This window comes from Armatimonadota bacterium (assembly GCA_013359125.1).
Taxonomy (GTDB): domain Bacteria; phylum Armatimonadota; class Fimbriimonadia; order Fimbriimonadales; family GBS-DC; genus JABWCR01.
Genome location: JABWCR010000001.1, coordinates 195,679 through 218,427, shown reverse-complemented (window position 1 = coordinate 218,427; position 22,749 = coordinate 195,679). Strand labels below are relative to the sequence as shown.

General features: G+C 58.1%; 25 protein-coding genes, 1 other RNA gene and 2 pseudogenes. 11 read left to right on the top strand and 17 right to left on the bottom strand.

Translation table 11 applies throughout. The annotated features are described in order from the left end of the window. Positions 1 to 14 precede the first annotated feature (14 nt). A complete protein-coding gene (locus HUU60_01110; GenBank protein ID NUL81303.1) occupies positions 15 to 2,336 on the top strand; it encodes an HD domain-containing protein in 2,322 nt (773 codons plus the stop codon). Here HUU60_01110 and greA read toward each other — a convergent pair. Together greA and HUU60_01100 are read right to left on the bottom strand one after the other, a co-directional pair. After that, positions 2,333 to 2,803 carry a transcription elongation factor GreA gene (greA, locus tag HUU60_01105; protein ID NUL81302.1) on the bottom strand — a complete coding sequence of 157 codons (471 nt, stop codon included), beginning with the start codon at positions 2,801 to 2,803 and terminating at the stop codon, positions 2,333 to 2,335. The genes HUU60_01110 and greA overlap by 4 nt on opposite strands. A 93-nt stretch (positions 2,804 to 2,896) precedes the next feature. Next, positions 2,897 to 3,229: a hypothetical protein gene (locus HUU60_01100; protein NUL81301.1), complete on the bottom strand. Its 333-nt coding sequence runs from the start codon at positions 3,227 to 3,229 to the stop codon at positions 2,897 to 2,899. 89 nt (positions 3,230 to 3,318) lie between these two features. Between HUU60_01100 and rnpB the strand changes: the two genes are divergently transcribed. Continuing rightward, an RNA gene (gene rnpB / locus HUU60_01095) (RNase P RNA component class A) lies at positions 3,319 to 3,666 on the top strand. 1 nt (position 3,667) lies between these two features. Here rnpB and HUU60_01090 read toward each other — a convergent pair. The 6 genes from HUU60_01090 to alr form a co-directional block, all read right to left on the bottom strand. Beyond that, on the bottom strand, positions 3,668 to 3,814 hold the full coding sequence (locus tag HUU60_01090; protein ID NUL81300.1) for a hypothetical protein: 147 nt from the start codon (positions 3,812 to 3,814) through the stop codon (positions 3,668 to 3,670). 4 nt (positions 3,815 to 3,818) lie between these two features. Next, positions 3,819 to 4,673 carry a prepilin-type N-terminal cleavage/methylation domain-containing protein gene (locus tag HUU60_01085; GenBank protein ID NUL81299.1) on the bottom strand — a complete coding sequence of 285 codons (855 nt, stop codon included), beginning with the start codon at positions 4,671 to 4,673 and terminating at the stop codon, positions 3,819 to 3,821. A gap of 131 nt (positions 4,674 to 4,804) precedes the next feature. After that, entirely contained in the window at positions 4,805 to 6,079 is a 1,275-nt protein-coding gene (locus HUU60_01080) for a flagellar hook protein FlgE (GenBank protein ID NUL81298.1), read from the bottom strand. Between the two features lie 25 nt (positions 6,080 to 6,104). Next, positions 6,105 to 6,479 carry a hypothetical protein gene (locus tag HUU60_01075; protein NUL81297.1) on the bottom strand — a complete coding sequence of 125 codons (375 nt, stop codon included), beginning with the start codon at positions 6,477 to 6,479 and terminating at the stop codon, positions 6,105 to 6,107. A gap of 74 nt (positions 6,480 to 6,553) precedes the next feature. Then, on the bottom strand, positions 6,554 to 7,375 hold the full coding sequence (locus HUU60_01070; GenBank protein ID NUL81296.1) for a flagellar hook-length control protein FliK: 822 nt from the start codon (positions 7,373 to 7,375) through the stop codon (positions 6,554 to 6,556). 23 nt (positions 7,376 to 7,398) lie between these two features. Further along, the gene (gene alr, locus HUU60_01065; protein NUL81295.1) at positions 7,399 to 8,463 is read right to left on the bottom strand and encodes an alanine racemase; all 1,065 of its coding nucleotides are present in this window, start codon (positions 8,461 to 8,463) and stop codon (positions 7,399 to 7,401) included. A gap of 81 nt (positions 8,464 to 8,544) precedes the next feature. Here alr and HUU60_01060 point away from each other — a divergent pair, with 81 nt between their 5' ends. The 4 genes from HUU60_01060 to HUU60_01045 all read left to right on the top strand — a co-directional run bounded on the left by HUU60_01060 (position 8,545) and on the right by HUU60_01045 (position 12,565). After that, positions 8,545 to 9,936 carry a hypothetical protein gene (locus HUU60_01060; protein ID NUL81294.1) on the top strand — a complete coding sequence of 464 codons (1,392 nt, stop codon included), beginning with the start codon at positions 8,545 to 8,547 and terminating at the stop codon, positions 9,934 to 9,936. A gap of 4 nt (positions 9,937 to 9,940) precedes the next feature. Beyond that, positions 9,941 to 11,230 carry a S41 family peptidase gene (locus HUU60_01055; GenBank protein NUL81293.1) on the top strand — a complete coding sequence of 430 codons (1,290 nt, stop codon included), beginning with the start codon at positions 9,941 to 9,943 and terminating at the stop codon, positions 11,228 to 11,230. A 3-nt stretch (positions 11,231 to 11,233) separates the two neighbouring features. Beyond that, entirely contained in the window at positions 11,234 to 11,665 is a 432-nt protein-coding gene (gene rpiB, locus HUU60_01050; protein NUL81292.1) for a ribose 5-phosphate isomerase B, read from the top strand. Between the two features lie 198 nt (positions 11,666 to 11,863). Further along, complete coding sequence (locus HUU60_01045) at positions 11,864 to 12,565, top strand: DNA adenine methylase (GenBank protein ID NUL81291.1); 702 nt, start codon at positions 11,864 to 11,866, stop codon at positions 12,563 to 12,565. On the opposite strand, the gene HUU60_01040 is transcribed toward HUU60_01045, so the two are convergent. From HUU60_01040 to prpB, 3 genes are all read right to left on the bottom strand, one after another. After that, positions 12,562 to 12,816 carry a hypothetical protein gene (locus tag HUU60_01040; protein ID NUL81290.1) on the bottom strand — a complete coding sequence of 85 codons (255 nt, stop codon included), beginning with the start codon at positions 12,814 to 12,816 and terminating at the stop codon, positions 12,562 to 12,564. The genes HUU60_01045 and HUU60_01040 overlap by 4 nt on opposite strands. Then, positions 12,800 to 13,210 carry a hypothetical protein gene (locus tag HUU60_01035; GenBank protein NUL81289.1) on the bottom strand — a complete coding sequence of 137 codons (411 nt, stop codon included), beginning with the start codon at positions 13,208 to 13,210 and terminating at the stop codon, positions 12,800 to 12,802. The genes HUU60_01040 and HUU60_01035 overlap by 17 nt, the downstream gene beginning before the upstream one ends. A gap of 142 nt (positions 13,211 to 13,352) precedes the next feature. After that, positions 13,353 to 14,252 (bottom strand): methylisocitrate lyase, encoded by a 900-nt coding sequence (prpB, locus tag HUU60_01030; GenBank protein NUL81288.1) that lies wholly within the window; start codon positions 14,250 to 14,252, stop codon positions 13,353 to 13,355. Positions 14,253 to 14,296: 44 nt separating this feature from the next. On the opposite strand from prpB, the gene HUU60_01025 reads away from it, so the two are divergent. Further along, complete coding sequence (locus tag HUU60_01025; GenBank protein ID NUL81287.1) at positions 14,297 to 15,553, top strand: dihydroorotase; 1,257 nt, start codon at positions 14,297 to 14,299, stop codon at positions 15,551 to 15,553. On the opposite strand, the gene HUU60_01020 is transcribed toward HUU60_01025, so the two are convergent. Together HUU60_01020 and HUU60_01015 are read right to left on the bottom strand one after the other, a co-directional pair. Next, positions 15,550 to 16,275 (bottom strand): class I SAM-dependent methyltransferase, encoded by a 726-nt coding sequence (locus HUU60_01020; protein ID NUL81286.1) that lies wholly within the window; start codon positions 16,273 to 16,275, stop codon positions 15,550 to 15,552. The genes HUU60_01025 and HUU60_01020 overlap by 4 nt on opposite strands. After that, positions 16,276 to 16,992, bottom strand: a complete 717-nt coding sequence (locus HUU60_01015) for an HAD-IA family hydrolase (GenBank protein ID NUL81285.1) — start codon at positions 16,990 to 16,992, stop codon at positions 16,276 to 16,278. Between the two features lie 68 nt (positions 16,993 to 17,060). On the opposite strand from HUU60_01015, the gene HUU60_01010 reads away from it, so the two are divergent. Beyond that, a complete protein-coding gene (locus HUU60_01010) occupies positions 17,061 to 17,543 on the top strand; it encodes a hypothetical protein (GenBank protein NUL81284.1) in 483 nt (160 codons plus the stop codon). Here the strand turns inward: HUU60_01010 and HUU60_01005 are convergent. Then, positions 17,540 to 17,947: a DUF2752 domain-containing protein gene (locus HUU60_01005; protein ID NUL81283.1), complete on the bottom strand. Its 408-nt coding sequence runs from the start codon at positions 17,945 to 17,947 to the stop codon at positions 17,540 to 17,542. The genes HUU60_01010 and HUU60_01005 overlap by 4 nt on opposite strands. A 50-nt stretch (positions 17,948 to 17,997) precedes the next feature. Here HUU60_01005 and HUU60_01000 point away from each other — a divergent pair, with 50 nt between their 5' ends. Continuing rightward, positions 17,998 to 18,939, top strand: coding sequence for a transketolase family protein (locus HUU60_01000; protein NUL81282.1), 942 nt, complete (start codon positions 17,998 to 18,000; stop codon positions 18,937 to 18,939). A gap of 584 nt (positions 18,940 to 19,523) precedes the next feature. On the opposite strand, the pseudogene HUU60_00995 reads toward HUU60_01000, so the two are convergent. The 3 genes and pseudogenes from HUU60_00995 to HUU60_00985 all read right to left on the bottom strand — a co-directional run bounded on the left by HUU60_00995 (position 19,524) and on the right by HUU60_00985 (position 21,327). Then, positions 19,524 to 19,712: pseudogene (locus tag HUU60_00995) on the bottom strand (prepilin-type N-terminal cleavage/methylation domain-containing protein). Continuing rightward, entirely contained in the window at positions 19,709 to 20,866 is a 1,158-nt protein-coding gene (kynU, locus tag HUU60_00990; GenBank protein NUL81281.1) for a kynureninase, read from the bottom strand. Before kynU ends, HUU60_00995 begins: the two are co-directional and overlap by 4 nt. Beyond that, positions 20,863 to 21,327 (bottom strand): N-acetyltransferase, encoded by a 465-nt coding sequence (locus HUU60_00985; protein NUL81280.1) that lies wholly within the window; start codon positions 21,325 to 21,327, stop codon positions 20,863 to 20,865. Before HUU60_00985 ends, kynU begins: the two co-directional genes overlap by 4 nt. A gap of 112 nt (positions 21,328 to 21,439) precedes the next feature. On the opposite strand from HUU60_00985, the gene HUU60_00980 reads away from it, so the two are divergent. Both HUU60_00980 and HUU60_00975 read left to right on the top strand, forming a co-directional pair. Beyond that, a complete protein-coding gene (locus tag HUU60_00980) occupies positions 21,440 to 22,243 on the top strand; it encodes a hypothetical protein (GenBank protein ID NUL81279.1) in 804 nt (267 codons plus the stop codon). Positions 22,244 to 22,339: 96 nt separating this feature from the next. After that, a pseudogene (locus tag HUU60_00975) lies at positions 22,340 to 22,492 on the top strand (prepilin-type N-terminal cleavage/methylation domain-containing protein). Positions 22,493 to 22,749: the final 257 nt, after the last annotated feature.

Here is a 22,749-nt window from a genome sequence, read left to right as displayed (position 1 = left end):
ATCCTCTTGAGCCAATGAATCGGTTGGCAACGGCGGTCGACCGTGCGATCGGCCAACTGTTGGAAGACGACCCGCCCGAAGGACTTTGCGTCGCGGCTACGGGCGGTTATGGGCGTCGCCAACTGTCGCCTGGGTCCGATGTGGATCTATCGCTTCTATTGGCAGCAGAGGACGACCCTGCGCTCGACCGGCGAGCGAAGACCTTTTACAGTCGCCTGATTGTCGGCCTTCAGCAGACGGCCGGGCTTCAGATAGGCTATAGCTTCCGATCCCTGAACGATCTGGAGTCCCTGGAAGAGTTGGACGCCAAGACAAGATGCGGCCTGATCGATGCCCGGTGCGTCGCTGGCGACTCACGACTGTTCGATCGATTTTTGACAGAGTTTTGGGAACGCGCGGATCGAGGTCGGATGGTCTATGAGCGATACGACGAGTTCATGTCGCGGCGCGCGAGGTTTGTCGGCGGATCGATGCGAGTCGAACCCGACCTGAAACTGTCGCCCGGCGGTCTGCGGGACGCGCATACGGTCCGCTGGGTATCGACGCTGGTCGGAAACCCTCTGATCGCTACGGAAGATAGCGGCCGATTGGCGGCGGGCGAAGCCGTGCTCTATCGATACCGCTGGGCGCTCCATCGAATGCGAAGAGACGGCAAAGACGACCTGCCTCGGTCTCGACAAGAAGATCTGGCCGTGGCTATGGGCGTTGTTCAAGAGGGGAAACCTGACGTCGCCGAGCTAATGAGCGCGCTGCTAGGCGCGATGCGGACAGTCCAGAACATTTCTGAGGAGGCGATCGACCGTGCTATCAACGGCAGGTTGACGGTCGAGGGATTCGAAGTCGAACGCGGCACAATCCTTCAGATTCCAGGCAATCGCTCGCTCGAAGCGTTGTCATTGACCCAAAGGTATCCGATCAACTGTGTGCGACCTGAAGGCCCTCTGCGCTTGACCCAAGCGGCCATCGGGCGGGCGATGGCTAAGATCTTGGCCGAGCGAGGCAAGGTCGGGCTGGCGCTTCGGACCGCCGTTCGCTTCGATCTGCTTCGTTTCATGCTGCCTAATCTCGATCGCTGCCTCTCTTTTGTACCGCCCGACCCGTCGCACGAGTTTACCGTCGGCGAGCACACGCTGAGAACTGTCGAACGGCTGGACGAGTACTGGAACTCGGACGACAGCCCTTTTCGCAACGCGTTGCAAGAGATCGAAAGCCCGGAGACGCTCTATCTGGCGGCGGCATTGCACGATGTTGGAAAGTTGGACTACTCCGCGCCTCATTCGATCAGCGGCGCGAAAATCGCCCAAAGAGCGACCAAGGCTTGGCAATGGCCCAAGGACCAGGCGAAGGACGTTGTCTTCCTGATTAGAAATCACCTCGAAATGGCGCGCACGGCGCGCCAGCACGATCTGTCCCTTCCCAGCACGATCGCTCAGTTCTGTCGTTTGGCCAAGACGCCAGAAAGGCTCCGGATGCTCTACCTGTTGACGTGTGCGGACACTTCGAGCGTTGGCCCCGGGGTCTGGACGCCCGTCTTTGCAGAGTTCCTGCGCGAGCTCTACATTCGTGCGATGAACCGATTGGAGGGAGACAGCGGAACGCCCGACGAGGATTTGGCGAGACGGCGGCTGCTGAGAGAATTGTCTAAGCGACCCATTCCGCAAAGGCAGATCGACGAACACGCCAAGCGCATGCCGGCCTCCTACCTGCTGAGCCACACGCCCGAGCAGATCTCGCTCCATATCGTCTATGTTGAGCGCGCGATGAAAGGCGAACCGCAGTTCGATTGGAAAGTTTCGGAAAACGGCGCCTGGACAGAACTCACGATTTGCGCTCAGGACGACCCGCAGCCTGGCCTATTGGCCAAGATCGCCGGCGTGCTCTATGCGTGCGACGTAGGTGTCCACTCGGCAAGGGTCTTCACTCGAAAGCCCGGCATCGCCATCGATACGCTTTGGATCGACTATCGAGACAAGCCGCTATCTGTCCAGCGATGCGAAATGGTTCAAAGGGAATTGACCTCGGTTCTCTTGGGCCAAACTGAACTGGCTTCTGTGCTGAAGAGACATCGGCGCGAAATGAACGCACAGCCTCAGATCATCAAAGCGGAAGGCCGAAACGAACGGGGGTTGACGTTTATCGAGCTTCACTATCCTATAGGTTTGGACGCGCTCTATCAGGGCGCCTCCGCCATGGCGCGGCAGCGTTGGAACATCCATAGCGCGCGGGTCGGATCGTGGGCGGGGCGCGCTGTAACCAGCTTCTATGTAACCGATGTGCACGGGCGCAAAGTAAGCGAGGCGGACTTAGAAAGGTTTCTGAAAAAGGCTCGCGCTTAGCGAACGGAGTCGATGCGGTATTGGATGTCGCCTTTAGGCGTTACCACATCTACTATCTCGCCTACGCCGCGACCGATCAGCGCTTCTCCGACTGGACTCAGCACCGAGACCTTGTCTTGCATAGGGTCGGCCTCGTAGACTCCGACCAAGGTGAGGCTTGCTTTTTCGCCGCTTTCGACGTTGGTCAGTTCGATCTCGCTGCCTAGATGGATGTAGTCGGTAACCCCATCCGGTCGCTCGACCACCTTGCAGCGCTCGATCACGTATTGCAGGTCCCTTATGCGACCTTCGATCAGCGCTTGGTGGCGCTTGGCATCGTCATAGGCAAAGTTCTCCCGAAGGTCTCCGTGGGCTCGAGCCTGTCGAAGCTGCTCGGCGACTTCTCGCCGCTTGACGGTCTTGAGTTCGTCCAACTCCTTCAGCAACATCTTGTGCCCTTCGGGAGTAAGCAATATCTCTTTGGCCATAGGCGGATAATTCTGAAGGATTGATAGAGCAGAAGTCAAGAGACGCCGGGCGCGCAAACCAACCTCTCGCGCGCCCGGATGCGTTCAGAAGAACTAGTGGCCAGAACCGGCTTCTTTCTTCTCGCCTTCGGTGTGCGTATGATCGCCTTCCTTCTTCTCGCCTTCGGTGGATTCGCCTTCCTTCTTCTCGCCTTCGGTGGTCGAAGTCCCGCCTTCGGTGGTCGAAGTCCCGCCTTCGGTGGTCGACGTCTCGCCTTCGGTGGTCTTTGTCTCGCCCATACCGGAGCCGGCATCCTTGTCGGCGGTTATGCCGCTGTCCGTGTTGGGAGCGGTCTCGGTCTTCTCGTCCTTGCTGCAAGCGCCGAGCGCGAAGAGCGCTGTTACGATCAGCGCGGCCCAGATGTAGCGCAGCCAATTGGTACCCATCGTTTTCTTCACCTCAATCAGGTTGATTTGGCATCATGCCAGGCCGAATTATAGCATCTATCGCTCTTATCGGGTATATCTTTTTGGGATCGGCCAGCTGGGCGGCGGCCCTGCGATTCTTCGCAGGGAGGAAAGTCCGGGCTCCATTGGGCGCGGCGCCGGGTAACGCCCGGGGCGAGCGAAGGCTCGTACGGAAAGCGCAACAGAAAGGAAACCGCCCGTAGCCAATCGGGTAAGGGTGAAAAGGCGCAGATAAGATCGCGCCGGTCGGCCAGCAATGGTCGATTGGGCAAGCCCCGCCGGGAGCAAGGCCAAATAGGAGAGGGATCGCGCGGCCCGCGCGCCTCTCGGGTTGGCCGCTACAGGTCCGAGCGCAAGCCGGATCGCAGAGAGATCGTCGCCGAACACAGAACCCGGCTTATAGGCTGGCCGATCCCTTTATCGCCCGCCAGAAGGATCGTTCGGATCGCGCTGGCCGGCCTCGCGAAGCTCCTTGCCCTTCTCGGAGGAGACCTGACTGTCGTTGCACGCAGTCAGGCCCGCCAAACCAAGAAGAAGCAGCAACGAAAGCAACAGCTGCCTCATTAAACTACTCCAGACCCCAGAAAGGCCAGGTCCCGTTCACGATGGGAGGAGCGCTGACGGTCCAAACCATTCCGCTAGGAAACGGGTTCGGCACGCTCGAAACGCGATAATCGGCATTGGGAGGCGACATCGCCAGGAACTTCTCGCGCGGGACATAGCCCGCATGGCCGTCGCAGTAGATGACCACCATGCCGTTATTATGTGGATTCGCCAGCTTCTCGCCCCGATTGAAAGCGTTTCGCCAGACTTCTCGCGTGGCCATCGGATAGACGGTCTGCTGGACGGCGCCGCCCGGCGTTACATAGCCCCAAACGCCCGGGAACCAGTGCTCCATGATAAACATCGTCGAGGCCGCATCGCCGATCCCGTGCAGCCCGCCGCCGCGCCACGAATTGCGATAAGCGCCCGTCTGGTTCTGTCCATTGTAAGTATTGGTCGATCCGGTCAATGCGAGATTGAGGGCGTAGCCGCCGTTGAAGATCTCTGCGCTGTCGTTCCACATCGCGCGATCGTACTCGCGCGAAGGGCAGAAGAAAATCTGAATGTTTTTGACGTAGGGCCAAATCCAATATTGCCACTTGTAATGGTTGATGCGCTGGCCGTAGGGGCCGTTGCAACCAACCGCTGCCGAATAGGGCAATCGAGTGTTCAGACAGTCGTCCATGCGCGGAAACATATCGTTCCAGTCGGTCGTGTACATCATGATTCCGGTGCCGATCTGTCGCGCATTGGACAGACATTGGGTTTGTCGGGCTTTCTCTCTCGCTTGAGCAAAAACGGGGAACAAAATGGCCGCCAAAATCGCAATAATCGCAATGACGACCAGCAACTCGATCAGGGTAAAGCCTCGTCGCTTCATTAGTGGTTTGGACCCCCCTCTTGGTCTGATTTCATACCCCTAAAGGATAGCACATTGAGGGGTTAACGCGGGGTTAAGAAAAGCGCTGGGTTTTTGCATCAGGGCAGGCCTTGCGGCCCGCCCTGTTCGGCTTATCGCTTGAGGTTCACAACCTCTTGGAGCAACTCGTCCACGACGGTTACAATGCGCGTATTCGCCTGGAATCCGCGCTGAGTCAGGATCAGATCGGAGAACTCGGCGCCCAGATCGACGTTGGACTGTTCCAGATAGCCGCTGTTGATCTCTCCTCGACCGCCCTGCGTGGCTGTGCCGGCAACCCCAATGCCCGAGTTATCGGTCGCGCGCCACAGGCTGCTGCCTGCTCGTTCTAGACCCGCCGGATTAGCAAACGTCGCCACCGACATGCGTCCGATCGCTCGGGTCAGTCCGTTGGTGAACACTCCTGTGATCGTGCCGTCGATGCCAATGCCCATCTGCTCCAAACTGCCGGGCGGAAAACCGTCCTGAGAAGAAGGTCGAACCTCGCTGTCCGTCGCCAATCGCGAGATGGCGCCAAAGTCCAGTTGAACTTGGAAAGGTGTCGCTCCATTGGTCGGCGATACCGTAATGCTCTGAGTCTGACCGCCGATCAACGTCCCGTTCCCGTCAAAGTGCAGTCGCCCATTGTTGCCAGTGCTGTGAGAACCGACCGGCACGCCGCCTTCCTCTGCGATCCAGTCCCAAGATGCGACCGAACCGGTCGGCGCTGGGCCGTTGGCCGGCGCCGCCTGATTGCGGAAGGTAACCGTTATCGGATGCGCCGAGCCCAAGCTGTCGTAAACGTTCAAGGTGGCCGTCCAGGCTTGATCGGGCGCGGCGCGAGCGTCCAGGTTGCCGCCATAGACAACTCTGGTCGTCTGTCTGACTGCGGTCATGCCGCCAATCGGCGTCGAGATCGTGCTCTGGGCATCGATAGGCGCGGTCGTGTCGATGGCGCCGCTCAAATCGCTCGTCCATCCAAGCGCCTTCATACCGGTTGCGCGGTGGACAAGATACCCCCCGCTGTCGATATCCAAACTGCCGTCGCGCGTATAGAGGGTCGAAGATCCGTCAGTGAACATGAAGTAACCCTGGCCTTGGATGGCCAAGTCCGTCTCGCGCCCGGTCAATTGCAAGCTGCCTTGATTAGGAAGCGAATCGATGCTCGATACCTTGACGCCCAATCCGACCTGCATCGGGTTGACGCCGCCCCTCGCGCCGTCCGGCCTGGATGCTGGGCGAATCGTCTGGGACATGAGGTCCTGAAACTGCGCGCGCCCGCCTTTGAAAGCGGTCGTGTTGACGTTCGATATGTTGTTACCGATCACGTTCATCCGCGTCTGATGAGCGCGAAGACTGGCGACGCCAGCAAACATGGCTTGCCACATAGGCGTTATCCTCCTAAACCTGCGATTAGTAGACCTTGTAGACCGACTCGAACGGAATGGTGTGCTCGCCAACCCTTACTCGCGCCGTACCGTTCGCAAACTCCACCCACTCGACCTTGCCCTCGATGTTGGCGGAGCCGTCCGGCAGACTGGCCTGAACGTTTCGACCAACCAGCGACGCAGCGATGGAAGCGGTTACGGCCTTGCCCATCTTTTCGGCGCTCTGGGCGGTGTTCATAGCGGCCAATTGGGCCATAAACTCGCGATCCTTCATCGGATCGAGCGGATTCTGGCTAGTGAGTTCCGTTATGAGAAGCTTAAGAAACTGCTGAGTATCTAAGTTAGCGCGAGAGGCAGCGTCAGAAGACGTCTGCGCGGCGCCAATGCTGTTGATCGTCATGTTGCACCTCGGGAGGGCCCCGTCGGCCCCATCGTCCGTGAGGTTGATTTTGCCAGCCTTGGCGCAAAACTTACCTATACTATTGTGGTGAAAACGCCGTCTAAGTTGATGGCGCCGATCTGCCATTCAGCAGACTGTTGCATCTGGGAACTCTGCGCCGTTTCGCCCTGCGCCTGCGACTGTTGCGCTCCTTGATCCGCCACAGAGAATTCCTTGAGCGAGAGACCCTTCTGATCGAGCGCCGACCTCAAATGCTCGGCGGCCTGTTCCAACATCTGTCGGGTCTGCTCCTGATCGGCCGCCAGTCGGGCATGGACTTCTCCCCCCGTTACGGTCAGCGAAATCGAGATTGTTCCCAGTTCGGGCGGGCTCAGTTGAATTCGGGCTTGATCGGACTCGCCGGTCCGAACCATCGTCTCGATGCGAATCGCGGCCTGTTCGACCAAGTGGCTTCGCTGAACAGGATCGATGCGAACTTCGACCGTATGACTGGTCGGCCCAATTGGCTGCGCCGTGCTTGGCTGAGGAGGCGCGACCGGCAGATTGGTCTGAACGTCTTCCTTCGGTTCCGGTCGATCGAACTTGGGTTGCTCGAACTCGGGCTTTGGCAGAGCGGTCTCAGCCAGCTCGCTGTCGATGGCCATCGGCTCCAGTGGGAACGCCGCGGGCTCTATCGTAGGAGCGATGACTGGCAGCTCGACTGTCGATAACGTCAATGGCGCTGCGTCGTTGACGACCACCGGCTGCTCGGCAACCTGAAAGCCCATCGGCATCAGTTGGGAGGCCAGCATCGCCATAAAGAGCGAATCTTGAGGCATCTCTGGCATCGCGACGACATCGGTCGGCGGCAGAGTTTCCAGATTGATAAGCGAAGCGGCGATCATGTCCAAGGCCATTATTGGCCGGGGTTCTCGATATCTTAGCCGTTGACCAGAATTCGTTGCGGCCGCGGCCCGATGCAGGTTACAATCTCATGGCGGGAGCTGCCAATCGTCTCGGCTATCTCTTCGACCGTGATTTGCTCTTCGCCGTCTCGCCCTATCAGCGTTGCAATATCCCCTATCTGCGCGCCTTCGATCTCTGTCGCGTCGATCATGGTCATGTCCATGCAGATCGTCCCGGCAATGGGCGTGCGTCTACCGCGAATGAGGACGCTCCCCATGTCGCTGAGGCGGCGCGGAATCCCATCCGCGTACCCGATTCCAACTGTGGCGATCCGGGTTTCTCTTGTTGATTTGAAACGATGACCATAGCTGACGCCTTGGCCCCGTTGGACTGTACGGATAGAAATGACCCTCGCCTTGAGCGTCATCACGGGCCTCAGGTCGATTGGAATGGGAACCGAGAACGGCTTGATGCCATAGAGCATGAGGCCTGGGCGAACTATGTCCAGCCAACTCTCGGGCAGATTCACGGTCGCAGGGCTGTTGGCGGCGTGGCGCAATCCCAAAGGCAATTGAGAGGTCGCTTGGTGGAACAGCGCCAACTGCTGCTTTGCGAACTCTTGTTCGATCTCGGCTAAAGCAAAGTGGGTGTAGGCCCCTTCCAATTCCAAGTCCGGCCTGTCGTTGGGCCAGACAATAGGCCTGCCGCACGGCGCACCAAGGCGACTCATGCCGGTATCCACCTTCAGATGGACTTTGAGGGTTTTGCGCAGTTTTGGAACTGTTCGTGGATCTTCGACGGTTGCCATCAGACCCAACTCGGCCGCCGCCTCCCATTCTTCGCCTTGCAACGGCGCGAACAGAAGAATGGGCTTTCTGATGCCTCGACGCCTGAGCAAGGCGCCCTCTTCGAGCGTCGCCACCCCGAACATGCGTGCCCGGCTGCCTTCGAGCGCCTTTGCCACCAATTCGACGCCGTGGCCATAGGCGTTTGCTTTGACAACCGCCATAACGCCGCAATTTGAACCGACGTGCTCGGCAATTCGTTCCAAATTGTGTCGAAGTGCGTTGGCGTCAATTTCGGCCCAGGCGCGGGTCATAATGTAGGGTATACCCAATCGAGAGCATGTTGGGATAGAATATAGGGTCGATAGCCGCGCCCGAAGCGCGGAGGAGTTGCCATGCCGAACAATAAGAAGACTCGATTTTTGGCCATAGCCGCAGGCTGCGCGGTGATCGCCGCATTCAGCGCGGGCCTCTTTGTGCGCAACGGGATGGACAGCCAGCCTCGCGAACGCGAGGTGGTGGCCGCGCAAGAGATGGCAGCCCATTTTGCCGAACTGCGCAATCTTGAATCGAGCGCTGACGGCAGCAACGCGAACCTGCTGCGACTTTTTGCCAACGTGCTTTTCCTCGTTCGGCAAGAGTATGTCGAGAAGACCAACACGACCGAAATGGCGCACGGATCGCTCGAATCGATGCTGGCTTCTCTCAACGATCCGCACAGTCTCTTCTTCAAACCGGACGAGACGGCTCGATTAGAAGCCGCAGCGAACGGCAAGCTAGAAGGTATCGGCGCTTCGCTCACACTTGTACAGGCGAAAGAGGGCGACTTAGAGAAGACGATGCTCAAAGTGGTCGCTCCCTTTCCCAATTCTCCTGCCGAGCGCGCAGGGCTGTTGCCGGGCGACTATATCGACGAGGTGGACGGCAAATGGGTGATCTCGCACGATCCGTTTCACGAGATCGAGACTTTGCGAAAGCAACATGCCGAGTTCAAGAAACTGCGCGAGGCCGATCAACGGGCGCGCGCGCGGCTTAAGAACAGTCTCACATTGAGCGACGCCGTTAACCGACTGACCTCGTTCGACGCCGCAAAGGGCAGCACGAACGTCTCGATGACGGTGATACGTGAGGGCAAGCCCGTCAAATTGGAAGCGCCCATTACGCGACTGACCGTAGCACCCGTCGGCCATAAAGCGATTGGGAAGCTGGGCTACGTTCGCGTGAACTTTTTGGGCGCCGCCACTCCCAAGGCTGTCGAAAAGGCGATCGACGAACTTCGACCGAACATAAAGGGCATCGTGCTCGACCTGCGAAACGCGCCCGGTGGTCAGATAGAGCCTGCCAAGCAGCTCCTGAGCCGATTCGTCCCGGGCACCGCGCTGGGCCAAGCACGATTTAGAGCGGACAAGGCGTACAAAACGCGCCCGATCTCGCTAGTTGCGGCTCCAAAGCCGTACAAGATTCCGATGGTCGTGCTCGTCAACAAGGGTACCTACAACGTTGCCGAGTTTGTGGCCTCTGCGCTCAAGAATCAGGCCAAGTCCGCGCTCATCGGCGAGGCCACGTTCGGCGATGCGTCGGAAATCGCGCTTTTCAAACTTTCGGACAACTCTGGATTTACGCTGACCCTTGGACGGTATCTGAACCCTGACGGTACCGAGTTTCATGGGACTGGGGTGCAGCCTCAAGTAAAGGTCGCCGAAAAGCCGACCAAGATGGGCGATCCGGCTGCCGACCCGGCGCTCAAGCAAGCTATTTCGACTTTAACGGCCAAGGTGGGAGGTTAATCGCATGAACAATCGTGGATACGCTTTGATTAAGGCGCTGCTGGTCGCTCCCGCCGCCATCTGCGCATTTTTGATCGGCTTCATCGCGACCGACCTGAGCCGGGGCGATGCGCTGTCGGCCAACGTCGCACTGAACGAACTGGGCGAGAAGATCAAGGGCGGTTTTACAAAGCCTGCCCAGGCAGAACTCTCGCCGCTGCGCGCCTTTGAAGACGCTCTGGCAACGGTTCAAAAACATGCTTATAAAGAACCGCCCGCTTCGGAAGAGTTGACCTATTCGGCTATTCGAGGCATGCTCGCCGTGCTGAAGGACCCCTACACTCGGTTTATGGACCCCAAAGAGTTCAGCCGGATGATGGAAGACACGCGAGGCGACTTTGTCGGCATAGGAGCCGAGTTGCGCGACGCTCCCGAAGGCGCCAAAGTACAGCGACCGCTGCCCAATAGCCCGGCATTGGCCGCTGGCATCAAAAAGGGCGATGTGATCGTCGCAGTCGACGGCAAAAAGTTGGACAACACTGCGCTCGACGACATCGTGAGGCAGATTCGCGGTCAACGCAACACCAAAGTCGTGCTGACGATCAAGCGCGATGGCGAGCCGGCGCCCCTCACTTTCGAGATTGTTCGGAACGTGATCGTTAGCCCTACGGTTGATCTCTATGAGGACGATCCCGAAAACAAACTCTTCACGATTCATCTTCAGAACTTCAACGAAAAGGCCGCTAACTTGCTCGATCGCGCCATGAGCGAAGCGGAACAGAAGGGCATGAAAGGATTCATCCTCGACTTGCGATACGATCCGGGCGGCCTGCTCGACTCGGCGGTCGAGGTTACGTCGCGATTCTTAGAGAAGGGCACGGTCGTGATCGTGCAAGGCAAGAACGGCGCCCAAGAAAAGAAAGCCGTGATTCCAGGTCGGTTCAAAGCGCGAGTTCCCTTCGTCGTGTTAGTCAACGGCGGCAGCGCCAGCGCCTCGGAAATCCTGACCGGCGCGATCCAAGATCATGGCAAGGCGCCCATCATCGGCGAGACTACATTCGGCAAGGGTCTTGTGCAAACCGTCATTTCTTTGCAGAACACTGCCGTTGCGATCACCACTGCCAAGTATCTGACGCCGAACGGTACCGACATCAATCCCAAGTTGGAGAACAACGAGCGCGTGGGCGGCGGCATCAAACCGGATATCGAAGTTAAGATGCCCGAGGATTACGACGGAACCGAGCGCGAAGACGACCCTCAATTGAAGAGAGCGCTTGAGATTCTGAGAGAGCGCGTCGAGAAGGCGAACCGCTAAACTATGAAGATCGCGCTGGGCGCCGACCATCGCGGATTTGCGCTCAAACAGAGACTGATCGAGGTCTTGCGCGAATGGGGCTGGGAGCCGCTCGACCTGGGGGGCCATTCGTGCGAGTCGAGCGACTACCCCGACTTTGCCAGGCCGGTTGCGAACGCGGTTGCGAGCGGCGAGGCTCGCTTTGGCGTCCTCATCTGCGGCACGGGCATCGGCATGAGCATTGCGGCGAATCGGATTCGGGGCATTCGCGCAGCGCGGGTGGACGAGCCGCTGTCAGCAATCATGGCGCGCGATCATAACGATGCGAACGTGCTGTGTATGGGCGCAGATCTGCTCGGCTTCGAGATGGCGGTCGCCATCTTGAAGGCCTTTATCGAAACGCCCTTCTCCGATGCCGAGCGGCACAATCGCAGGGTCGGAAAGATTGAGGGGTAGGCGGGGTATACTTTCGTCTACAGTGAGCCCCCAGCAACGGCTCTTCGACTTAAAGCCAACGGTCCCAGTCATTAATGTCTCCAAAGTGCCGCAGCGGAGCGTGTTCCGCTATCCCGGGGGCAAGACCTGGATGGTGCCTTATGTGCGTGCATGGCTCAGGAGCGGCCCTGCTCTCATAAGTGAATTTTATGAGCCATTTTGTGGGGCGGCATTGCGTCGCTCACTGCGGTAGCAGAGGGTCTGGTCGAGAGAGCCGTTCTGACCGAGATCGACCCCGACATAGCGGCGGTCTGGAGCGTCGTTCTAAGCCATGATGCAGAGCACCTAGCCAAGAGAATCGTCTCTTTCGAGTTGTCGCATGACTCGGTGGCCGAGTGGCTCCACTTTGAGTGTCAGAACGACCTTGATCGCGCCTTTCGCGCTATCTTGCTGAACAGGGTCAATAGGAGCGGTATCTTGGCGCCGGGCGCGGGTCGCATCAAGAGCGGCGAGAACGGACGCGGCTTGGCTTCGAGATGGTATCCAACGACTTTGGCCAATCGAATCATGGCCATACATGCAATGCGGGACAAGATAAGGTTCATTCAGGGCGACGGATTGGCGTCGATCGCCAGCGCTCCAGACAACCCATCGACCGCCATGTTCGTCGATCCGCCATACACCGTGGCTGGGCGAAGACTCTATCGCTTCAACCACGTTGACCACGCAAAGCTATTTGAACTCTGTAAGGGTGGCGAATGGAGGCTATTGATGACTTACGACCAATCGCCCGAAATCGAACGATTGGCTGCACGAAATGGGCTGGCACTGGAGCGAGCGCCGATGAAGAGCAGCCACCACGAGGTCAAATTCGAGCTAATGATCAGTCGAGACTTTGAATGGCTCGCTAACATCGCTTAGCTGTCTGCCGGTCTGAGTTTGCTTCTTATCCTTTGCTCGAACGTCTCCAATGAAACTGGCTTTCCCGCTGTAAGCCCCTCAACAGCGCGTTCCAAGGTAGTGTACACGACAAATCTCGGCGCAAGTTCGAACCGCTCCTCAATAGCCTTATAATTGACCACAAACCAGCCGATGTCTGCGTTGGATGGATCGGATTCAGACTGCATAGGGGACAACGACCGATAGAACGGCTCGTCAACCACTACGGCCATCTTCTTGCCCCATCTTCGCAGCGTAGGAACCTTTATCTGCAGCTGCGGCATGAGCCTCTTTGGTCCGCTGCTGCGAAAATCGGGCCTGCGAATACCTGTATCGATGCTCGGACCAAGCCATGAAATCAGAACTCATCGATCGACCCGAAAAATAGACGGCTTGTATCTCGAGAGCGCACCATTCAAGTCGTCCCTCGCGAACGACGGCCAAGATGTTGTCAATTCGACCGACATCAGACCGTTCGCCTTCGAGGAAGCCAATTTCACCTGCCACTTGCGGCTCTTCGTGTCCCAACAGTTCCCTTCCGATCCATGCAAATATTCGCCAGTCTTCTTCGAATCGGAGAGAACTTCTGTAAAGTGCAAACCCCTCCCGCTTTGGTACACGTTCTATTGGCGCCCAGAGTCTTGAACGGGCATGGCTGGCTTTTGCTCACATTGGCAGCATTGGCGCCGCGTTGCTCGTTCGAAAGAAATTGAATGGGTCTGCCGTACCATTCGCCAATGCCAAACCGCTGTCTGATCGCCATCTTCGGCTACTCGCTCTCCCCCATCCTCTTGTCAAACGCCTCGTACTCTGCATACGACAAAAGATCATACAACTCCGCCCTCGTCTGCATCTGATCGATCAGCGAAGCCTGTCCCCCATCGCGCGATAGCGCCGCTAAAGCCGTTTCCGCCGACTTCATCATAACCCTAAAGAGAGTTTGGGGAAAGATCGCCATCTTGTAGCCCATCTCGGCAAACTCTTTGGCGGTAAAAAGAGGCGTCTTGCCAAACTCGGTCATGTTCGCCATCAGAGGCGCCTTCACAGCCTGGGCGAACTGCTCGAACTCTCCGCGAGAGGTCAGGGCTTCGGGAAAGATAGCGTCCGCCCCTGCATCCAGATACCGCTTAGCCCTCTCGATGGCCGATTCGATCCCCTCGATCGCCTTGGCGTCCGTTCGCGCGATAATAATAAAATCAGGATCGGGCCTTGCGCTGACTGCAGCCCGAATCTTTGAGGCCATCTGCTCGGCGGGCACGACCTCTTTTCCGTCCAAGTGCCCGCATCGCTTGGGCATGGCCTGGTCTTCCAGATGGATGCCGGCCAAGCCCGAAGCCGACAAGACTTGCACCGCGCGCGCCGCTTGCAACGCCTCTCCGTAGCCTGTGTCGGCATCGGCGACCACAGGCAGGCTGGTCGCGCGGCAGATGTGGCCGCACGTTTCGGCCATCTCGGTCAGCGTTACAAACGCCGTGTCCGGCATGCCTAACAGACTGTTCGTTACGCCCGCGCCCGAGACATAGACCGCCGGAAAACCGGCGCGCTCTACCAATCGCGCCAAAATCGCGTTGTAGACGCCCGGCATGACGACAATCTCCTGGCTGGCCCACAGATTTCGCAAGCGTCGTCCAGGCGATGGAAGATTTCGGTCGGGTTCAAAGGGGAACATGGCGGCGGGATTATACCTTTGGCATCGAAGGTAGAATGAGCGCAATGAGCAGCCTCTTGTTGCGCGGCGGGCGCGTAATCGATCCGGCGAACTCGCGCGACGAGACGGCCGACCTGCATGTCGATGATGGCTTAATTGTCGCTTCTGGCGGCGCCGAGGTCATCGATTGCGGCGGCCTATGGGTCTGCCCTGGCCTGATCGACCCGCACGTTCACTTTCGCGAGCCCGGTCAAACGCACAAAGAGGACATCGATACCGGCTCCATGTCGGCTGCAGCGGGCGGGTACGCCTCGGTCGCCTGTATGCCCAACACGTCGCCCTCAATTGACAACCCCGAACTTGTGCGGCAACTGATGGAACGAGCCAAGAACGTCCGGCTCTATGTCGTCGCGGCAATGACCGAAGGCATGGCGGGCGAGCGCCTGACCGACTATGCGGCGCTCAAAGAGGCTGGCGCCATAGCGGTCAGCGACGATGCCTACCCGTTACAAAGCGCCCGAATGATGCGCGAAGGCATGCGCTTGGCCGCTCGGGTCGGCTTGCCCGTCGTAACCCATTGCGAGGACAAAAGCCTGACTGTGCCCGGCGCCATTCATGAAGGTGAAGTCGCCGAGAGGCTGGGCGTCCCCGGAATGCCGAGCGTCGCCGAAGAGATTCATATCGCGCGAAACGCTTTGCTCGCGCTCGAAACAGGCGCTCACCTTCATGTCCAACACCTCTCGACTGCCCTCGGAATCGACCTGATTCGCTATTTCCGCCAATTAGGCGCGAAGATTACTTGCGAAGTCGCCCCGCACCATCTGTTGTTGACCGACAAAGCCGTGCTGGCCGAAGGCACGATGGCCAAAATGAACCCGCCGTTGCGAACTCAAAAGGACGCTGACGCCCTCAGCCAAGCGCTGATACAAGGCGAGATCGATCACATCGCGACCGACCATGCGCCCCACACTGCCGAAGAGAAAACGCAGCCGCTGGGCCAAGCGCCCTTTGGGATCGTAGGACTGGAAACCGCGCTGCCTTTGATGCTCGAATGGAACCGTCGCCACGGCGATCCGCTCTCGCCGATGCGTTTAATCGAACTCATGTCCACCGCCCCTGCCCGAGTCTTTGGGCTGAACGCGGGCAGTCTATCGCCGGGCCAGCCAGCCGACATCGTCGTCATCGATCCCGACCGAGAGCGAATGGTCAAGCCTCAAGACCTTAAGTCCAAGAGCAAGAACACGCCCTTTGGGGGCTGGATATTGAGAGGCTGGCCGGTCATGACGATCTTGGGCGGCCGAATCGTGCACGACGCTCGTTAGTTCTTTCTAGCAATTGCCACGATGCTGACGCCAAAGGGCAGATTCACATTGCGAATCAGTTTGGCCTCCATTCGCTGAAGCCATATCAAGATTCGGTTTACCCATATAGGCACGGGCAGCACCGTGGCCGCCGGTTCTCCACGCCGGAACCAGCGATCCAAGAGCCGCACGATAAGAATGGGCAAGAAGAGCAGCATCAGCGCGTAGGAAATCTTCTCTACTTTCAGCCCGGTTTCCTCGATCTTGGCTCGGAGCTCGCTTGCCCGATACCGTCGCTTATGCATCAGCGCAAGATCGTGCCCGCTCCACATGAATCGATAAGCCGGAACCGAAAGCGCCAAAATCCCTCCCGGCTTCAGGCATCGCGCCATCTCGCTGAGCGCCGCCCGGTCGTCCCCAACATGCTCGATCAAATCCAAAGCCGTGATCAAATCAAACTGCTCGTCGCCAAAGGGCATCGATTCCACCGAGCATAGCGCCAAGTTTCGCAATCCGCGCTGCCGGCAGTATTCTAAAGCCCTCTCCTCGCTGTCGGCGCCTGTAACATCGCCCCATTTTTGAAGCTCGACGGCCATTGCGCCGGTGCCGCAACCCGCATCGAGAATCGACCAGCCATTTGGCGCATAAGGTTCGAGCAGCGACAGAACCAACTCGCGCCGGGCGACGAACCACCAGTAGCTGGATTCGTTCTGGAACATCCGATCATATTCTCGAAGCTCCATCTACCCGGGTATCAGTTCTAGCAACGATCGGATTTCTACAACGCGGTCGTCCCTTTCCCGCTCTTCTCCTGTGCGATTCAGCCAAACCGCGCAAAGCCCCGCGCCAACAGCGCCCATCGCGTCGTGCTCCCAAGAATTGCCTACGAATAGCGCATCGCGAGGTCGTGCTTCCATCTGCCGGCATGCTTCAAGAAAGATGGAGGCATCCGGTTTTCCAACGCCGTACTCGCCTTCGATCAAGATGGTCTGGAACCAGCCTTCTATACTCAGTCTCCGAATCTCCTCGCGCTGCGTATCGGCCGGCCCGTTGGTAATGATGCCCAGTCTGTACTGAGGCGTCAAAGCCTGCAAGACTGGCAAAGCGTCGGGATAGAGTTCGATGTAGCGCTCTCTCAGTTCGAGATAACGATCGCCGACCTGTCGCGCAAAGGCCGCATCTTCCAATCCCAAGTCAGAGAAGGCAAGGCGAAAAGTCTCCGTTCGCGTCGGCTCGCCGCTTTTGAGGTATTTGCTCAGCCACGGCTCAACGTCCTTGAGTTTGCGAACCTCTTTGAAACGATTCATGTAGGCTTTGTCGATGGTTTCCAGGGGCAGGTGAAACTTGGGCACAGCCAGATCGGCCAAGGCCTCTCTTCTGGCTCTGATCGCAGCCGCCACGTAGACGCACAGCGTGTCGTCCAAATCGAAGAGAACAGCGGTAACATTGTCAGGAATCACTGACGGGAGTTTACCCGCCGACAGGATAGACCTAAACACCGGCGAAAACCACAGGCGGAGGGAATATTATGGAACTGATCGTACCGCCAGAGGAGTTCTTGTCGGCCCTGAAACGCCATTTTGGATCGGAAAAACCGCCCGTTTACGAGCAGTCCCATGGCGACCAATGGATTCTGACTGTAGGCATGCCGCAACTCGGGTACGTGCTGATGACCCTCGTGGTTGATGAGCGGGAGTTCGAGTCGGTCGTTCGGGATGTTTCGCACGCAGGCTATAGCATCTTCCCGGGCGCATGGATTCCTAAGTCGATAAGCGCAGGACAGCAACCAACCATGAATGATCTCGAAGTTTGCGTGGCAAGCGTCGCCTTTTTGCCGCCAAAAGCGGACAAGCCGCTTCTTTGGATCGGCCAAGTCGATTCTATGGATGAGGAAGCCGACATTCTCGAATACTGCCTCGAAGAACTGATCGAAGAAGGTTCTATTCCCGAAATGGATCTTGACGACTTTATCGAACAGTATAGCGCGACGGTCGAGCGCGTTTGCGTCTAATCGTTCGCAAAGAACCGGATCCCGCCGTAAATCAGAGCGCTCAGTGCAAACAAGAACAGTATCGCTAAGCGCGTTCTGGGCGCCAAAGGCATAGGGCGCGAAAGCGCCAGCGCCCATGCGCTCATCAAGAATGCGGCGATCGATCCGAGCGCCAGCGCGATCCCCAAAGGATGAGCCCGAAAGGCCAAAGCAAAATCGCCTCGCAACGTCGCCGATACGCTGGTCGTCATACCGCAAGTCGGACAGGGACGGCCCGTCGCGGACAGTACGGAACAAGGAGCAAATCCTAACTCGCGATGCGTGCCGAATCCTGATTGCGACGGCGTCAGAGCCAGCCCTATTGCGACGATGGCGCCGCTAATCGCCAACGACCATAACCGACCGTCCAATAGAACCCGCTTCACGATTCAAGGGTACCAGATGGGTAGAATCGACGCTCACCCGGGAGGAGCGAATGGAGTTTGAATTGGGGCCGGCCACCCGCGAAGCGTACGGCCAAACGTTGGTCGAATTGGGAAGCGAGATGCCCAATCTTTACGTGCTGGACGCCGACCTCAGCAAGTCCACCATGACGCACCACTTTGGCAAGGCGTTCCCCGATCGATTCTTCAACGTCGGCATCTCCGAGGCGAACATGGTCGGAATGGCCGCCGGAATCGCTGCCGCGGGCAACGTTGTTTTTGCATCCAGCTTCGCCTGTTTTGTCATGTGCAAGGGGTTCGATCAACTTCGCCTGGCAGTCGACTATTCGGGCGCCAACGTGAAGATTGTCGGATCGCACGGAGGCATCTCCATCGGCGAGGATGGCGTTTCGCAGATGGGGCACGAAGACTTAGGCCTTGCTCTCTCGCTGCCCAGCTTCACCGTCATCTTGCCGTGCGACGAGCCCTCTGCAAGAAAGGCCGTCCGGGCGGCGGCAGAAACAGAGGGCCCCTTTTACATTCGAGTCGGACGCCCCAAAGCGCCCATTGTCTACAAAGAGGGCTGCGACTTTCATGTCGGTCGCTCGATTCAACTCAGAGATGGACGCGACCTGACGATAATAACCAACGGTCTTCAAGTGAGCGAATCCCTCATCGCCGCAGAAAGTTTGAGCCAGAAGGGAATCGAAGCGCGAGTGCTCGACATGCACACGGTAAGGCCGTTAGATCACGATGCTGTGGAGCAGGCCGCCCGCGAGACGGGTCGCATTCTGGTGGTCGAAGAGCACTTGGTTTGGACGGGTCTGGGCGCTCAAGTCGCCATGTCGGCCGCCGAGCGAAAGCCTTGTAAGATCGCCTTTCATGGTCTGCGTCAATATGCCGAATCGGGCGCGCCGAGAGCCGTGCTGGAAAAGTACGGAATGACCGCGCCCGCCATCGAAAAGACGGCGATCGAGTTGTTTAAGCGCGACTAACCCGGGCTGTAGGGCGTTTTGCCTTCGACGGGGCCGAACCAGCCGATCTGATTCTGCCGCGGATTGGCGCCCGGATAGACGCCGCTGCTCTGCACCGACCCGGCCATCTTCATCGGTTCCACATGGCTGTCGGCAAAAGCTACCAGCGCGTTGCCTTGATGCCGAAAGTGCACAGACGGATCGAGATTCGGCATTGCGCCCGGGATACGACGCATCACAGCCTCGGGAGCGACTAAGAAGCCATACTCCGCCAAGCCGGTCCCAACGTCCAAAGCAGTGTCGCTGAACATCGCAACGTCAGACGGCTCGGGCAGTTCCGCGTCTGCCAAAGAGCCGTGAAACGCCTCCGCGACGTAACCCACCTTCCACACTCGCGACCCGATTCCGATCGCGTTGTAGCCGTATCCGCCCGTCCCGGCGTCAAAGCTGGCCTTTGGCTGGAAAGACGGGCAATCTCGAACGCGCCCGCCGTCCTTTAAGTAAGACGATAGAGGGCCGTCGGTCGGCGAGAAGCGCCCATTGGCCTGGCGGGCGCCGAACCAGCGACGACGATCTTGCTCAAAATGGTCTTGTGCGGCAGGCGCGAAGTAGCCATCCCAATCGCTGCCGTACATTAAGTTCGCGATGGCCAATTGGCGAATGTTGCTTTGGCACTGCGTCTGTCGAGCCTTCTCTCGCGCGGCGGCGAACACCGGAAACAGAATGGCGGCCAAAATCGCGATGATAGCGATCACGACCAAAAGCTCGATCAAGGTAAATCCCGCTCTTTTCATACAATCCCGGCCAAGATTGTCATGGCCCTCTCAACCTCGTCCATACTATTGTACATCGGATTTGGCGCCATCCGCACAATATCGGGGTTGCGAAAGTCGGTCATTACCCCTCTTTTTTGCAACTCTTCCTGGATTCCTGCCGCCTGCGGGTGAACGATAGAAACATGCCCGCCGCGCTGATCGGCCAGCCTTGGCGTTGCGATGGGCAACGGGCAAAGCGCGATCATTCGCTCGGTCAACTCTAACGAGCGCGCGCGGATGTTCTCTATGCCAACCTCGTCGATCATCTTGAGAGAGGCCTCCAGCGCTCCAAATGCCAGGACGGGCGGCGAACCGATCTGCATCGCGCCTGCGCCCATGGCAGGGATCATCTCAAAGGTCATCTCCATCTGGCGAGATTTGTCCGACCCGAACCAGCCCGCCAAACCCGGACGGCGCCCAAAGTGTTTGCTGTGCAAGAAGAGGCCGCCGGGCGACCCCGGTCCAGCATTTAGATACTTATAGGAACACCAAAACGCGCCGTCCACGCCCCAATCGTGCAGGCGATGAGGAACCGCGCCGATCGAATGCGAGCAGTCCAACAAAAACGTTGCCCCTCGATCTTGGCAGGCCCTCGCAATGCGCTCAACCGGCAATAGCTGGCCTGTTGTGTAGACAACGGCAGGCAGCAGCACAAGCGCGACCTCCTCCGTCAATGCCTCGACGATCTGATCGGCGTCCAACAATCGCCCCGCCGGCTCGACTACTTTCAGCGCCTCGGGACAGCCGCGGACTGCGAGAAAACTCTGAACCGCATAAGAGTCCGATGGAAAGGCCGACCGGTCGATCAATATCCTCTTCTTATCCCCAATCGGTTCGTACAAAGTTGCCAAGAGTTGATGAAGGTTGACCGTTGTGGAATTGGCCGGAACGCACTCTTGAGCGCTAGCGCCGACCAAAGGCGCCAACAACTCTCCGATCCGTTCGGCCCATGCGAACCACTCTGCGCCCTCGGCCATAAATCCGTTGATCCCATGTTCGCGCCAGTGCGAGATCGCTTTGAGAAGGCCAGCCTCGGCCTCGGGCGAGTAAAGCCCCAGCGAATTGCCCAACAAATAGATCGTGTCCCTCGGCGCTATAAACCGTGCTTTGTATGCGTCCCAATCTATCTTCATTCGCCCAACTCCATCACCATGGCCAGTTCGCCGCAATCCGGATAGCCCGGACAGCAGACGCACTCTGCCCAAATCCGCTTGGGCAGCGCTTCCCTTTCGACCCTCTTGAACCCAGCCGCTTCAAAGAACTCTGGCTGAAAAGTCAGACAAAAGAGCCTGCCGATGCCCAGCGCCCTGGCATCTTCTGCGCACTTCTCTACCAGCGCCCTTCCAACGCCCATCCTTTGCGCTGTGGGCGACACAGCGATCGATTTGACCTCGGCCAAGTTTTCGCCAAAGATCTCGGTCGCCGCGCAACCCAGCAAAACTCCGTCCCGATCGGCCACGGTATAGTCGCGAATGTTCGAACAAAGCTCGTCCAGCGATCGGTGGAGCATCTTGCCTTGGTCGGCGTAAGCGTTCACCAGTTGCTGGATAGCGGGCACATCTGAGAGAATTGCGCGCCTAATCTTAAAGTCCATAGAGGAATTGAGTATACCGGCGTCGAATGTTTTCTGCAAAACCCGGTGCAATTACCATAAAGCCGGGTTACAATCTGTCAGCGCCATTTGCCCGAAGGAGGGAACAAAGAAGATGTCTTGCATCAAGAAGCTTTCGTCGTTGCTCATCGCGAGCTCGTTTCTTTTGTCAATCGCGTCGGCCGATCTGGTCGATTGTCTTCGAGCGGGAGGAAGAATGTCGTTCCGCCTGACCAACTGCAACTACCTGTTTACCGGTGCCTACAATGGTAGCGGTACGACCAGCAGCAACCCTATCGCCGTCACATTCCAGGAGCTCGGCTCAGGCACTGGCTTGGACTTTCGCGTAACGTTGAACGAATTGATCAGCGCAATCCAGGGTCCTGGCTCCGAAACTTTAGTTACGTTCTTGGCAACGATTGTTGACGATGACGAAGTCAAGTGGAACATGAACTTCAATCCGGCTCCCGGGTTCTGTATTACAGTAGTAGTCGAGGGAAACCCGGTGCCGTTTGAAGTGGACAGCCTGACTACCCGTTATCACCTGATGTTGTCGTCCCGCGAATGCGCGGCTGATCCGTTAGAGCGGTTGTCTGGCGGCCAATCACTATCCGGAGTTCAAGTCGGAGGCGATGCGGACAACAAACTGTACGGCGTCGGCTATCTGCTTTGTCAGCGCAACACGGGATTTCTATCGCAAGTCGAACTGACCAATATGCAACTCGTCGCGTACGGCGGCAGCGTGCCAAAGACAATGGGCAATGTCAACGGAGACTGCGTGATCGACGACACCGACCTAGCCATCGTGCTCGAGGCCTTTGGCACTGACGACGCGAACGCCGATGTTGACGGCAGCGGTCTCGTCGACGACACCGACCTGGCCATCGTCCTAACGAACTTTGGCATGTCGGGCTGCTAAAATTGCCGGCAAGTCCTGCAGGATAGGGGCGTCGAGCGGTCGAATCACTAAACGTTTGGCGCCCGATCTTGCGCCAATGGGAGGGAGCAAAGAAAAATGAAACGCTCTGCTTTTACACTCATCGAATTGCTGGTGGTCATTGCGATCATAGCCATATTGGCCGCCATCCTGTTCCCCGTGTTCGCTCAAGCTCGAGAAAAAGCCCGCATGACCCAGTGCTTGAGCAACCTTCGACAGATAGCCACGGCCACGCTGTCCTACAGCACCGATTGGGACGAACATCTGCCTATGGCCGTCTACCGAATGACCAATCCAGCCGGCCAGGTCTGCGGTTTTTCCTTGGTATCGGCCGTAACGCCTTACATTAAGAACACGGCGATCTACGAGTGTCCTTCGAACAGTCTGGGCATCAACATCGATTCGACGTTCCGAGTGCCGCCCATCAGTTGGCAGGCGGGCGAGTGCGGCCAGTTCAAGAACGTTGGCTACATGTTCAACTTCGACAT